Raw genomic sequence first — 12,474 nt, 5'->3', positions numbered from 1 at the left:
CTCAGTACTCGCCCGTGACCTGGTTCGCCAGGGTCTCGCCGCGCGCGTAGCGCTCCAGCTGCTCGCGCACGACGCGGTACGCGCGGGGCCACATCGCGCTGCTGGCGCCGCCCACATGCGGCGTCAGCAGCAGGTTGGGCGCCGACCACAACGGATGGTCGGGCGGCAGCGGTTCCGGCTCGGTCACGTCGAGGGCCGCACTGATCCGGCCGTCGTGCAGCGCGGTCGCCAGGGCGTCGTGGTCGACGACGCTCCCCCGCGCCATGTTGACCAGCAGGGCACCAGACTTCATCCGGCCCAGGAAGTCCTCGTCGACGAGGTGCCGGGTCTCTGCGGTGCCCGGGACGATCAGCACGACGACGTCCGCGTCCGGGAGCAGCGACGGGAGCTCCGCGATCGCGTGCACTCCCGGGCGCGCCCGGCGCGCGACCCGCACCACCTCCGCCTCGAAGGGCAGGATGCGCGCCTCGATCGCGGCGCCGATCTGGCCGTGGCCGACGATCAGCACGCGTTTGTCGGCGAGCGACTCGCGGCGCTCCGGCTCCCAGCGCGAGCGGTCCTGCGCACGCACGAACGCCGGGATGCCCCGGAGACTGGCGAGCACGAGCGTGAGCGCGAGCTCGGCGGTCGAGGTGTCGTGGATCCCGCGGCCGTTGCAGAGCACCACGCCGTCCGGCACCGCGCCGCGGATGTGGTCGACCCCGGCCGTGAGGGTCTGCACCACCTTCAGACGCGGCAGGTGGGTGAACAGGTCGGGGTCGACCGGCCCCATCTGGTACGCCGGCACGTAGACCTCGACCTCCGCGGCGCTGGGCGGCAGCGGCTCCCCCGGCTCCGGACGGACCACCTCGTAGCGCAGGCCGGCAGGCGGCTCGACGAGGTGCTCGGGCGAGAACGGCAGCCACACCAGCGGCTCGGTCACGCCGGCACCCGCCCGGTCAGTCGAGCGTGCCACGCCACCGCGCTCGCGTCGGTCAGGGACGCCACCTGGTCGACCAGCACGCGGGTCCGGCCGGCGTCGTCGGACGCGGTCGCGAGGTCCGCCCGGAAGGTCGGGTCGAGGGCCACGCCGTCGGAGACCACCAGGGCTTCGAACAGCTCGGCGAGGAGGGTCCGCTGGCGCTCCATCGCCGCCGTGCGCTCCGGAGCGCGCATGACGTAGTGGGCCGCGATGCCCTTGAGCACCGCGATCTCGTGGACGGTCTCGTCGGGCACGACGAGGTCGGCGTCGTGCCGGACGAGGGGCGCCTCACCGAAGCGTTCCCGGGTAGCCGTGTGCACGTGACCGCAGAAGACCCCGATGAGGTCGCTGGTCAGGTTCTTCAGCGTGGCCAGCCCGGCACGGCTGCCGTCGTACGGGGTCGTCGGCCAGGTCCCGATCGCGCGCAGCCGCTCGAGCGCCTCGACCAGGGCGGACTCCTCGATCGACGGGAGGTACCAGTCGCGCACGGTCTCCCAGACCGCCGAGAGCTCGTCCGGGCTGTCCAGCACCACGAGGTCGATCCGGCCGCTGACGATGCCGTCCTCCAGGTCGTGCACCGAGTAGGCGACGTCGTCGGCGAAGTCCATCACCTGCGCCTCGAGGCAGCGGCGCTCACCCTCCACCCCCTCGCGCACCCAGCGGAAGGCCGCCAGGTCGTCGTCGTACACGCCGAACTTGCCGGAGCGCGCACCGTGGCCGACGAGCCGCGGCCACGGGTACTTCGTGCAGGCGTCGAGCGTCGCGCGGGTGAGGTTGAGGCCGATCGAGCGACCCGCCGCGTCGGCGGACTTCGCCTCCAGCCGCGTGAGGATGCGGAACGTCTGGGCGTTGCCCTCGAAGCCTCCGCAGTCTGCAGCGAGGCCGTCGAGCACGGACTCGCCGTTGTGCCCGAACGGCGGGTGGCCGAGGTCGTGGGCCAGCGCCGCCGTCTCCGCGAGATCGGGATGGCAGCCGAGCGGGTGGGCGATGTCCCGGGCGACCTGCGCGACCTCCAGGCTGTGGGTGAGCCGGTTGCGGACGAAGTCGTCGGCCTGCGGCCCGAGCACCTGGGTCTTGGCCGCCAACCGGCGCAGCGACGCGGAGTGCACCACCCGCGCCCGATCGCGCTCGAACGCCGTCCGCACCGGGGCCGGCACGCGCTTGGCGGGCTCCTCGACGAGCCGGGCCCGCGCCGCCTCGTCGTACAGCTGCTCCCAGTCGGCCACGGGGCGAGGCTACTGCGGAGCCGATCGGGCGGGTCTAGCATCCGGGGAACGAACCTCGGGGGTGGGACTTGCTCAAGGCGATCTGGTACCGGCCGGCCCAGGCCTGCGTGATCGCTCTGCTCTCCGGTCTCGTGACCGCGTGCGCCGTGATGACCCCGCTCTACCAGCGGGCCCTCGACCAGGCGTCGACCCGGGTCGAGCTCGACCACGCCTCGCAGGGCGCCACCCAGCTCCAGCTCACCTCGACCGGGATCCTCCCGAGCTACTACACCGGCCCGGGGAACGCCATCCCGGCGCTCACCGCCGGGCAGCTCGCGGCGCTGGTGCCACCCTCGGTGCGTCGGTCGTTCGAGGCACCGATCGACTCCCTGTCGGTCGACCTGACCATGCCCGCCGGTGCCTCCCAACCCTCCAACGGCCCGCTCGCCTGGCGGGAAGGGAGCTGCCCCCACCTCGACCTCGCCTCCGGCCGCTGCCCGGCCGCTGCCGACGAGATCACGGTGAGCACCGCGGACGCGCGCAACTTCGGCCTCTCCGTCGGCACGCGCGTCTCGGTCGTGGGGTCGCTGCCGCGCGACGTCCTCGACCGGCGCTCCCCGGTCGTGACACTGACGGTGGCCGGCGTCTACCGTGCTCCGTCGAGCGGAGGCGCGGCCGCTCGGTACTGGGCCGGCTGGAACCTCGCCGGCTACTCCGGCACCAACCCCGACCGGTCCGTCGTGCTCCACGACACCTGGCTCACCTCGCACGCGACGTTCGAACCGTCGACCCGCTGGCGCAACTCGACCACGCGGATCGACCTGCCGGTCGATCGCGCCCACACCCACGTCGACGACCTGCTGCGGCTGGGTCCTGCGCTGAGCGCCTTCCTGAAGGAGCAGCAGCGTCGTCCGGTGACCAGCGCGATCGTCCTGGGGCGCTCCGGCCTCCCGGACATCGCCGACACGGTGCGGGCCTCGCGGCACCAGTCCCGGGTGACCATCCCGGCCCTCATGGTTCCGCTCGGCCTGCTCGGTCTGGTGGTGCTCTGGATGGCCCTCGGCGCGGCTGTCGAGCAGCGCCGGCCCGAGGTGGCCCTCGCGCGGCTGCGTGGCCAAGGCGTGCGGGGCGCCCGGGCACACCTCCTGCGCGAGCTGGTCCCGATCGTCCTCGCCGGGGTGCCGGTCGGCGTCGCGGCGGCGTACGCGCTCGCCTGGTCGGCCCGTCGGGCGCTGCTGCCCGACGGCGTGCCGATCGAGCTGCGCCCTCCCGTGTGGATCGCCGTGGCCCTCGCGATCCTCGCGGTCGTGTCGGCCGCGGTCCTGGTCAGCGCGGGGATCAGTCGCGAGCCGATCGCCGCCCTGCTCCGCCGGGTGCCGGTACGCCGCACCGGCTGGGGCCTCGGCACGCTCGACGCCGTCGTCGTGACCGTGGCCGCCTCGATCCTCGGGGCCTTCGTGACGGGCCGGCTCACCGGCCCGGTGGCCCTGTCCGCGCCGGCGGTGCTGGCGCTGGCGGTCGGCCTCGTCCTGGCCCGCCTGCTCGTACCGGTCGCCACCCGGCTCGGTCGCCGACTGCTCGGCCGTGGCCGCGCGGTCCCCGGCGTGGCTCTCCTCCAGCTGGCCCGGCGCCCCGGGTCACGCGCCACCGTCGCCCTCCTCACGGTCTCGGCCGCGATCCTGGTGTTCACCGCCGACGTCGTCGCGGTGGGAGACCGCAACCGTGGGCTGGCGGCCGCCCAGGAGGTCGGTGCGCCGATGGTCGCCACGGTGGCGGGAGGCACCGTCCGGGCGGCGCGGGCTGCCGTCGCCTCGGCCCACCGACCCGGCACGGACGCGACGGTCGTGGTGCTCCAGCACCCGCTCAGCGACCAGGACCAGAGCAGCCTGTACGTCGATCGCAAGGCCTTCCTGCGGGTCGCGACGTTCCCCGATCGCGGCGCGGCGCGTCGTGCGCTCGGCCGGCTCGACGGCACCACGATCGCGCCGATCCGCGTGGTGGGCACCAGGCTCAGCGTCGACGTCGCGACCGACGGCTTCTACGAGGGCTCGCGGCGCGAGGTCCGGCTGGCAGCCCAGCTGCTCGGTCATGACGGGACACCGGTCTCCGTCCCGCTGGGAGCGCTCGCCTCCGGCACGTCGGCGGCGACCACGCGGGAGGCGTCCGTCGACTGTGCCGACGGCTGCGTGCTCACCGGGTGGCAGCTCCTCACCGACCCCGGCAACTCCGGAAGCGGGCGCGTCACGCTCGGATCGGCGCGCACCGACGCAGGGCCGATCGACCTCGGCGCCCGCGGCGACTGGACGCCGTCGCGGACCGAGGGCGCACGCATCGATGCGCTCGACGCAGGACCCGGCTCGCTCACCCTCTTCGTGACCAACGCAGGGTCGAGCACCCTGGTGCTCGCCCACCGCTGGCTGCCCGCACGGCTGCCGACCGTGGTCAGCGGCACGCTGCCCCCCGGCAGTGACGGCTCGCGCTTCGACGGCGTCGGCCTCGACGGAGTCGAGCGCCCGATGGCGGCCGTGACCCGGCTCCCCTGGCTGCCGGCCGCCACGGCCAACGCCACGCTGGCGGATCTCGACCTCACGTTGCGCTCCGGGATGGCGCTCGGTGACGAGGCCGAGCTGCAGGTCTGGTTCGACGACGAGGACAGCAAGGCGCTGAGTGCGGTGCGCACCGCCCTCGAGGGAGCCGGGATGCGCGTGACGAAGGTCAGCCGGCTCTCCGCCGCACGCGAGCGGCTCGACGACTCCGCCGCGACCTGGAGCATGCAGCTCGGGGTGCTGGTCGCGATCGCCTGCGTCCTCGTCGCGGCCCTGGGCCTCGCGATCGCGGGCGCCGCCTCGTGGCGCTCCCGGGCGCGCGACCTGGCGATCCTGAGGCTGAACGGCCTCACCGACCGCGCGCTGCGGGGCATCTCGCTCGGCGAGCAGATCCCCGTCGTCCTCGTGTCCGTCCTGACCGGCACCGCGGCCGGGCTCGTCGCGGCGCAGTACGCGCTCCCCACGCTCCCGATCCTGCCGACGAAGCCCGTGGTCGACCTCGTCGACCTCGCCCCGTCATGGGCTGCCCTGGTGCTCGTCGCGGTCGTCACCGCGCTCGCACTGGGGACGGTCGGCGTCGTCGTGGCGGGCCTGATCGCCCGGCGGGCCACGCTCGAGCACGTGGGCGGTGCCGCATGACCGGGACCGCCGTCAGCACCCGGCGCCTCGTGCACATCTACCGCACCGAGGGGCACGACGTCGCGGCGCTCGCCGGCGTGGACCTCAGCGTGGCCGCCGGCGAGTTCATCGGCCTCCTCGGGCCGTCGGGGTCGGGCAAGTCGACCCTGCTGAGCCTCATGGGCGGGCTGTTCCGACCGAGCGCCGGTCACATCCGGGTCGGCGAGCTCGAGCTCTCCGCCGCCACCGCCCGCGAGCTGGACCGGCTCCGCGCACGCACGGTGTCCCTGATGCTCCAGGGGTCCCAGCGCAACCTGCTCCCCTACTGCTCCCCCCGGGAGAACGTCGGCTTCGCGCAGGCGGCCGCCCGCCGCGTGGATCCTTCCGGCGTGCGCGACCCGGACGAGGTGCTGGCCTCCGTCGGGCTGGCGTCGCGAGCCGACACCGACCTGCGCTCGCTGAGCCCGGGAGAGCTGCAGCTGGCCGCCCTCGCGGTCGCCCTGGCACCGAGCCCCGGTGTGCTCCTCGCCGACGAGCCCACCGGCGAGCTCGACCACCGGGCGCGCGACCGCGTGCTCGAGACGCTCGGCGAGATCAACGCGCACTGGGGCACCACGATCGTCCTGGTCACCCACGACGCCGAGGTCGCGACGTCGCTGCCGCGCACGGTCACCATCCGCGACGGCCGGATCGGCGGCGAAGGCCGCAGTGGCGAGGAGTACTCCGTGGTCAGCGCCGACGGGTTCCTGCCGCTGCCGGCGCACGCCCTGGTCGACCTGCCGCCGGGCACCCTCGTGCGGTTCCATCCCGTCGACGGCACCTACCACCTGCTCGTCGAGGACGAGCCGGAGGCAGCGGCCGGGCCAGGAGGCACGCCATGAGCGGCGGACGTCCGACCGTCTGGCTCGAAGCGTCCGGCCTGGAGGTCCGGTACGGCGACCGCGTCGCTCTGCACCCTCTCGACCTGGTCGTGCCCGGCGGCACCTTGCTCGCGGTGACCGGCTCGTCGGGATCGGGGAAGTCCTCGCTGCTGTGGGCCCTGTCGGGCGGTCTCCGGCCGTCCGCGGGCACGGTCGGCGTCGACGGCTCCGTGATCGAGTCCCGCGAGCAGGCCCTGCGCGCAGGGGTCGTGCTCCTGCCCCAGGCCGGTGGCCTCGTGTCCACCCTCACGGCGGAGGAGAACGGACTGGTCGGCGTGCTGGCCACCGGGGTCGAACCGGCCGAGGCCGGGGCGCGGGTGGTCGATGCGCTGGCCGCGGTCGGCCTCGACGAGGAGCGTCGCCACCTCGCGGAGGAGCTCTCGGGCGGCCAGCAGCAGCGGGCGGCGATCGCCGTGCTGCTCGCGTCACGCGCGCGGGTGCTCCTGCTCGACGAGCCCACGAGCGAGCTCGACGCGGCCAACCGGCAGCGCGTGCTCGCCGCGCTCCGCGCGGAGGCGGACGCGGGCTGCGTCGTCGTGGTCGCGACCCATGACCCCGAGGCTGCCGAGCCGGCGGACGCGGAGCTGGTCCTGAACGAGGGCCGGGCGTCCTGGGCCCGGCCGCTGGCTGCCGGGCGACCGGCCTAGAGGCTCCGGCTCACGAAGGTCTCGGCCCGCGGCTCACAGAGGTTTCGGCCCGGCGTCGCGGTTTCCCTTCGAGGCTCGCTGCGCTCGCACCTCAGGACGAGCGCACACGCACCCGCGGCCTCGCTCAACCTGTTCGCGTCGGACCCCTGCTCCTTCACTTCGGCAAGCTCAGTACGACGCGTCGCAGGGCTCCGGCTCACAACCAGCCGTTGCCGTCCGCGATCCGCACCGCCTCGGCGCGGTTGCCGGCGCCGGTCTTCCCGATCGCGCTGGAGAGGTGGTTGCGGACGGTGCCCTCGGAGAGGAACAGCCTCCCGGCGATCGTCGCCACCGAGGAGCCGTCGCGCGCGGCCTGGAGCACCTCGGTCTCCCGGGCGGTCAGGGGCGACTCCCCGGCGACCAGGCTGTCGGTGGCGAGGGCCGGGTCCACGACCCGCAGGCCCGCGTGCACGCGGCGTACGGCGTCGGCCAGCTCGGCGGCCGGTGTGTCCTTGACGACGAAGCCGGATGCCCCGGCCTGCAGCGCCCGGCGCAGGAACCCCGGCCGGCCGAAGGTGGTCACGATGAGGACTCGCACGTCCGGGAACTCCTGGCGCACGGCGGCAGCCGCGCTGATCCCGTCCAGGCCCGGCATCTCGACGTCGAGCAGGGCCACGTCCGGGCGGTGCTCGCGCACCGCGTCGAGGACCTCGTCGCCGGAGCCGACCTCGGCGACCACCTCGAGGTCGGGCTCCAGGGCCAGCAGCGCGGCGAGGGCGCCGCGCACGAGGGCCTGGTCGTCGGCGAGCAGCAGCCGGATCACGGCACCACGACCTTCAGCGAGAACCCCGGCTCACGCGCGGTCGTGACCACGGTCGCGCCCACGGCGGCAGCGCGCTCGCGCAGGCCGCGCAGGCCGTTCCCGCCGACCGCTGCCGACTCGTCCGGCCCGTGGCCGTCGTCGGCGACCTCCGCGCTGGTCGGCGTCAGGGTGACCGTGCACGTCCGCGCCCGGCTGTGCCGAACCACGTTGGTGACCCCTTCCCGGATCGTCCAGGCGAACAGCTCGCGCACCGAGGACGGCACGTCGTCGGTCGAGTTGGGCAGGTGGGCCTCGATCTCGGCCGCCTCGAGCGCCACCCGGGCGCGGGCGAGCTCACCGGGCAGGGTGAGCTCGCGGTACCCCTCGACCGCGCGGCGGACGTCGGCGAGCGCGTCGCGCGAGAGCCGCTCGAGGTCGGTCACCTCGGCACGCGCGCGCTCCGGGTCGACGTCGAACAGCTTCTGCGCGAGCTCCGCCTTCACGGTGATCACCGTCAGCGAGTGACCGAGGATGTCGTGCAGGTCGCGGGCGAACCGGTTCCGCTCGTCCTCCAGGGCGAGCCGGGCGTTCTCCTCGCGCACGGCGAGCACCTCGATGTTGCGGTTGATCGCCTGGGAGATGCCCCAGATCGCGAGCGCGGCGACCAGGGTGCCGAAGAGGATGCCGGTGTCCTTGGTCCAGCCGTCGACCAGGATGGTCGCGCCGTACGTCGTCCCGGCGACGACCATGACCACCGGCCAGGCGAGCAGTGCCGGCAGGGAGATCATCGTGATCACCGCGACGTAGACCGCGGTCGCGGTCCCGGGCTGGCCGACGGCTGCGCACACGACCACCCCGAGCGCGATCTCGACCGCGACCACGCTCAGCCCGAGCGAGCGGTTCGGCGAGACCCGGAACGGCGTGCCCTCGGGCCGGTTCCAGCGCAGCATCATGAACGCGCCCGCGTAGACCAGCGCGAACAGCAACGTGCCGACCACGCCGACCCACCCTGCGAGGCTGTCGCGCTTCTCCCAGGCCGCCTCGAGCGGGTTGAGCAGGTAGAACAGCCAGACCAGGGCGAAGACCCACCCCCACCGACGCGGACCCGCGGGCTTCGCGTCGACGGGTGTGGCGCTCACGTTCCTCACCGTACTTTCCCGGTCAGACCCGGGCGGTGTCCTTGCTCATCCGCCACGCGGCGCCGGCCACGAACAGGGCGAACCAGCCGATCGCGTTGACCAGGGCGTACCACGGCAGCTCGTGGGTCAGCGGCGAGCGCGCGACCTCGGAGACGCCGTACATCGGGGTCCAGTACGCGATGTGGCGGACCGCGTCGGAGTACTGGTCCAGCGGGATGAAGACTCCGCCCAGGAAGGACAGCAGGGCCAGGCCGGGACCGAGGATCTGCATGGCGTTCTCACCGGGCACGACGTAGCCGACGAAGACCCCGAGGGCCGCGAACGTCAGGGTGCAGAACAGCGTGACGACGGCGCTCAGCACCCACACATGGGTCGGCATCTCGGCCTTGCCCTGGAGCTTGCCGGTCGCGTTGACCGCCAGGATGGCGAGGCCGCCCATGACCAGGGCGACCAGCGCCTTGATCAGGATGTAGACGACCGGGTTCAGCGGGGTCAGGCGCAGCTGGCGCGACCAGCCGAGCGAACGCTCGAGGGCGACCATGGAGCCGCAGGCCGCGGCGGTCAGAGCGGCGCCGTACAGGCCCATCGAGACCAGGATGTACGCCGCCACGTTGCCCGAGCCGGCCGGGTCCTGCCAGCCCTTCTGGCCGCCGAAGCTGAGCAGCAGCGCCGCCGGCAGGATCAGCGTGAAGATGATCGTGCGCCGGTTGCGCAGCATCCGCTTGAGCTCGATGCCGAGCACGGTGAGGTTGAAGCCACCCAGCGGCGGTACCCGACGGGCGTGCGGGTCGAAGGTGGTCTGCAGGGTGGTCATCGGATCTCGCTCTCGTCGTGTCCGGTCAGGCTCAGGAATGCCTCCTCGATCCCCTTCGCGGCGATCTCGACGTCGCGGGCCGGGGTCTGGGTCAGCAGGTAGCGCGCGACCGCGTCGCTGTCCTTGGCGTGCACGATCACGCTGTCGCCGCGGACCTCGACGTGGTCGACCCCGCCGAGCGCCGCGAGCGCGGCCGTGTCGGCGTCGGGCAGGGTGGCGCGCACGGTGCGGCCGCTGGCGAGGGCCTTGATCTCGGCGCCGGTGCCGTCGGCGACGATCCGGCCCTGGCTGATCAGCACGATCCGGTCGGCGTACTGGTCGGCCTCCTCGAGGTAGTGCGTGGCGAACAGCACGGTGCGGCCCTTGGCGGCGTCCTCGCGGATCGTCGACCAGAACGTACGCCGACCCTCGACGTCCATGCCGGTCGTCGGCTCGTCGAGGAGGAGGAGCGCGGGGTCGGAGAGCAGCGCCATCGCGAAGCGGAGCCGCTGCTGCTCACCCCCCGAGCACTTGGCGACCTTGCGGTCGGCGATGCCGGAGATGCCCGCGTCGGCGAGCACCTCGTCGATCGACCGGGTGTGCGCGAAGAGGCTCCCGGTGTAGGCCACGGTCTCGCGCACGGTGATGTCCTTCAGCAGGCCGCCGGTCTGCATCACCGCGGACACCAGGCCACGGGCGATCGCGTGCCGGGGAGCCAGGCCGAGGACCTCGACCTCACCAGCGGTGGGCTGCGTGAGGCCGAGGATCATGTCGATGGTCGTGGTCTTCCCGGCGCCGTTCGGGCCGAGGAAGGCGACGATCTCGCCGGGGGCGATGGTCAGGTCGACGCCACGCACCGCGTGCACGTGGCCGAAGTCCTTGCTGACCCCGGTCAGGCTCACCGCAGGTTCGCTGCCGGTGAAGCCCCGAGCCGAGGTCTCGGTCATGGAAGAGGTCATGGCCACAGCCTGCCGGTTCGGGGGCGCGGGCGCCTCGCCCGGTCGTCACGACCCGGGCATGACATTTGTCAGGGACCATCGGCCCGCTCATCGCGGCACTTGGTCCGTGGCCGCGCCCCCGCCCGGTCCCCGAGGATCGGGGTGCAACCTCATCACGGGGGTGACCGATGAGCAGGACGACCGCGGCAGCGGTGCATGCGGTCGCGGCCGTCCTCGTCGCGGCGGGCGTCCTCACGGCCGGGCCGGCGTACGCCGCGGGCCCGGGACCGGGCGACCACACGCACCCCTCGCCCTCACCCGCCGCTCCGGCGCCACCCGCGTTGGAGGGACACGACCACGGCGACCCGGGACACAGCGCCCACGGATCTGGCGGCGCCGGATCACTGTCGGTGCCCGCGACGAGCGTCGCCGAGGGCACCCGACTGGTCGTGCTCGGCAGCTTCGGGGCCGTCAACGCCGCCGCGGTCGGCACGGCGTGGGTGCTGCGCAGGCGAGGCGGCGGGCGCCGTCGTGCGAGGCCGGCCCGGTGACCGCGACCTCGGCGAGGCCCGCCCGCGACCTGCTGTCCCACCGGGGGATCGCGGCCTTCGTGCGCAGCCGCTGGTACCCCACCGTGTTCCAGGTGCCGGTCGCGGCGGTCTTCGGGCTCGTCGCCTACGAGCTGCTCCTCGGCCCGTCCGGCGCGCACGACAACGCGGGCACGGCCCTGATGTGGGTGCTGTGGTGGCCGCTGGTGCCCCTCACGTTCCTGCTGCTCGGGCGCTTCTGGTGCGCCGTGTGCCCGTTCGCGACCCTGAGCGACCTGGTCCAGAAGGCCGTAGGCCTGAACCGACCCGTGCCGCGGTTCCTCAAGGTCTACGGCATCTGGGTGATCGACGCGGCGTTCCTCGCGATCACCTGGGCCGACCACGTCTGGGGCGTCGTCGGTTCCCCTTGGGGCTCGGGGGTGCTGCTGCTCCTGCTCACCACGGCGGTGGTCGTCAGTGGGGCGTTCTTCCAGAGGCGCACGTTCTGCCGGTACCTGTGCTTCCTCGGGGGGCTCAGCGGCAACTACTCCCGCGCGGGGATGCTGCAGCTGCGCGCCGACCCGGACGTCTGCGCCACGTGCACCGCGCGGGCCGCCTGCTACAACGGCACCGCGACCACTCCGCCGTGCCCCCTGTTCAGCTTCCCCAGGCAGCTCGACAGCATGGCCAACTGCAACCTCTGCGCCAGCTGCGTGAAGTCGTGCCCGAACGACGCCATCACGATCACGGTGCGGCCTCCGGCCCGCGAGCTCTGGCTCGTCGGGCGCGCGCGGCTCGAGGAGTCGTTCCTGGCGATGGCGATCATGGGCATCGTGCTGATCCAGAACGTCACGATGCTGAGCGTCTGGCAGGACGCCCTGGACTGGATCGAGCGGACGACCGGGATCACGAGCTACCCGGTGATCTTCACCGCGGCGTTCCTGGTCGCGGTCTCGCTTCCGGTGCTGCTGCTGACCGTGGCCGCATGGGTCGCCGCGCCGGAGAGCCGCGAGTCGGTGCGGCAGAACTTCGCTCGCTTCGGCTACGCGCTCATCCCGCTCGACGTGGCGGCACACGTCGCCCACAACCTCTTCCACCTGCTCGCGGAAGGCAAGGCCGTCGTGTTCACCCTGGGCGGCCTGATCGGGTCGCCGGCCGGCGGGTCGACGGCTGTCGTCGGTCAGGCGACGATCAGCGTGCTGCAGTACGCACTGCTCGCGGCCGGACTCGGCTTGTCGGTGCTCACCGGGCACCGGATCTCGGTGAACCGGCACGGAGCAGGGAGCATCGCCCGCAGCGTCGCCGCGCCGACGCTCGTGCTCGTGCTCGCGTTCGGTGCGCTCAACGCCGTGCTGTTCGCGCTGCCGATGGCCCACCGGATGTGATCGCTCCCTGGGTG

General features: G+C 73.5%; 11 protein-coding genes. 5 read left to right on the top strand and 6 right to left on the bottom strand.

Annotated elements, in window-relative coordinates; genetic code table 11:
• Nucleotide 1 precedes the first annotated feature (1 nt).
• Entirely contained in the window at nt 2-922 is a 921-nt protein-coding gene (locus tag EFL26_RS13100; RefSeq protein WP_123223808.1) for a 2-hydroxyacid dehydrogenase, read from the bottom strand.
• Nucleotides 919-2,187 (bottom strand): deoxyguanosinetriphosphate triphosphohydrolase, encoded by a 1,269-nt coding sequence (locus EFL26_RS13095; protein WP_123223295.1) that lies wholly within the window; start codon nt 2,185-2,187, stop codon nt 919-921. Before EFL26_RS13095 ends, EFL26_RS13100 begins: the two co-directional genes overlap by 4 nt.
• 68 nt (nt 2,188-2,255) lie before the next feature.
• Here EFL26_RS13095 and EFL26_RS13090 point away from each other — a divergent pair, with 68 nt between their 5' ends.
• Genes EFL26_RS13090 through EFL26_RS13080 form a run of 3 tightly spaced genes read left to right on the top strand, consistent with a single transcriptional unit; the run spans nt 2,256 to nt 6,897 of the window.
• The gene (locus tag EFL26_RS13090; RefSeq protein ID WP_123223294.1) at nt 2,256-5,351 is read left to right on the top strand and encodes an ABC transporter permease; all 3,096 of its coding nucleotides are present in this window, start codon (nt 2,256-2,258) and stop codon (nt 5,349-5,351) included.
• The gene (locus EFL26_RS13085) at nt 5,348-6,211 is read left to right on the top strand and encodes an ABC transporter ATP-binding protein (protein WP_123223293.1); all 864 of its coding nucleotides are present in this window, start codon (nt 5,348-5,350) and stop codon (nt 6,209-6,211) included. The genes EFL26_RS13090 and EFL26_RS13085 overlap by 4 nt, the downstream gene beginning before the upstream one ends.
• Complete coding sequence (locus EFL26_RS13080; protein ID WP_123223292.1) at nt 6,208-6,897, top strand: ATP-binding cassette domain-containing protein; 690 nt, start codon at nt 6,208-6,210, stop codon at nt 6,895-6,897. The genes EFL26_RS13085 and EFL26_RS13080 overlap by 4 nt, the downstream gene beginning before the upstream one ends.
• A gap of 196 nt (nt 6,898-7,093) precedes the next feature.
• Here the strand turns inward: EFL26_RS13080 and EFL26_RS13075 are convergent, their stop codons facing one another.
• Genes EFL26_RS13075 through EFL26_RS13060 form a run of 4 tightly spaced genes read right to left on the bottom strand, consistent with a single transcriptional unit; the run spans nt 7,094 to nt 10,569 of the window.
• Nucleotides 7,094-7,699: a response regulator transcription factor gene (locus EFL26_RS13075; RefSeq protein WP_123223291.1), complete on the bottom strand. Its 606-nt coding sequence runs from the start codon at nt 7,697-7,699 to the stop codon at nt 7,094-7,096.
• A complete protein-coding gene (locus tag EFL26_RS13070; RefSeq protein WP_123223290.1) occupies nt 7,696-8,817 on the bottom strand; it encodes a sensor histidine kinase in 1,122 nt (373 codons plus the stop codon). The genes EFL26_RS13075 and EFL26_RS13070 overlap by 4 nt, the downstream gene beginning before the upstream one ends.
• A gap of 22 nt (nt 8,818-8,839) precedes the next feature.
• Nucleotides 8,840-9,631 carry an ABC transporter permease gene (locus EFL26_RS13065; RefSeq protein WP_123223289.1) on the bottom strand — a complete coding sequence of 264 codons (792 nt, stop codon included), beginning with the start codon at nt 9,629-9,631 and terminating at the stop codon, nt 8,840-8,842.
• On the bottom strand, nt 9,628-10,569 hold the full coding sequence (locus EFL26_RS13060) for an ABC transporter ATP-binding protein (protein ID WP_123223288.1): 942 nt from the start codon (nt 10,567-10,569) through the stop codon (nt 9,628-9,630). The genes EFL26_RS13065 and EFL26_RS13060 overlap by 4 nt, the downstream gene beginning before the upstream one ends.
• A 167-nt stretch (nt 10,570-10,736) precedes the next feature.
• Here EFL26_RS13060 and EFL26_RS13055 point away from each other — a divergent pair, with 167 nt between their 5' ends.
• Together EFL26_RS13055 and EFL26_RS13050 are read left to right on the top strand one after the other, a co-directional pair.
• A complete protein-coding gene (locus EFL26_RS13055) occupies nt 10,737-11,099 on the top strand; it encodes a hypothetical protein (RefSeq protein WP_123223287.1) in 363 nt (120 codons plus the stop codon).
• Nucleotides 11,096-12,460, top strand: a complete 1,365-nt coding sequence (locus EFL26_RS13050; protein ID WP_183408175.1) for a 4Fe-4S binding protein — start codon at nt 11,096-11,098, stop codon at nt 12,458-12,460. Before EFL26_RS13055 ends, EFL26_RS13050 begins: the two co-directional genes overlap by 4 nt.
• Nucleotides 12,461-12,474: the final 14 nt, after the last annotated feature.

Origin of the sequence: Nocardioides pocheonensis (genome assembly GCF_003725535.1) — a bacterium.
Lineage (GTDB): Bacteria > Actinomycetota > Actinomycetes > Propionibacteriales > Nocardioidaceae > Marmoricola > Marmoricola pocheonensis.
This window is presented reverse-complemented; position numbering and strand designations above follow the sequence as displayed.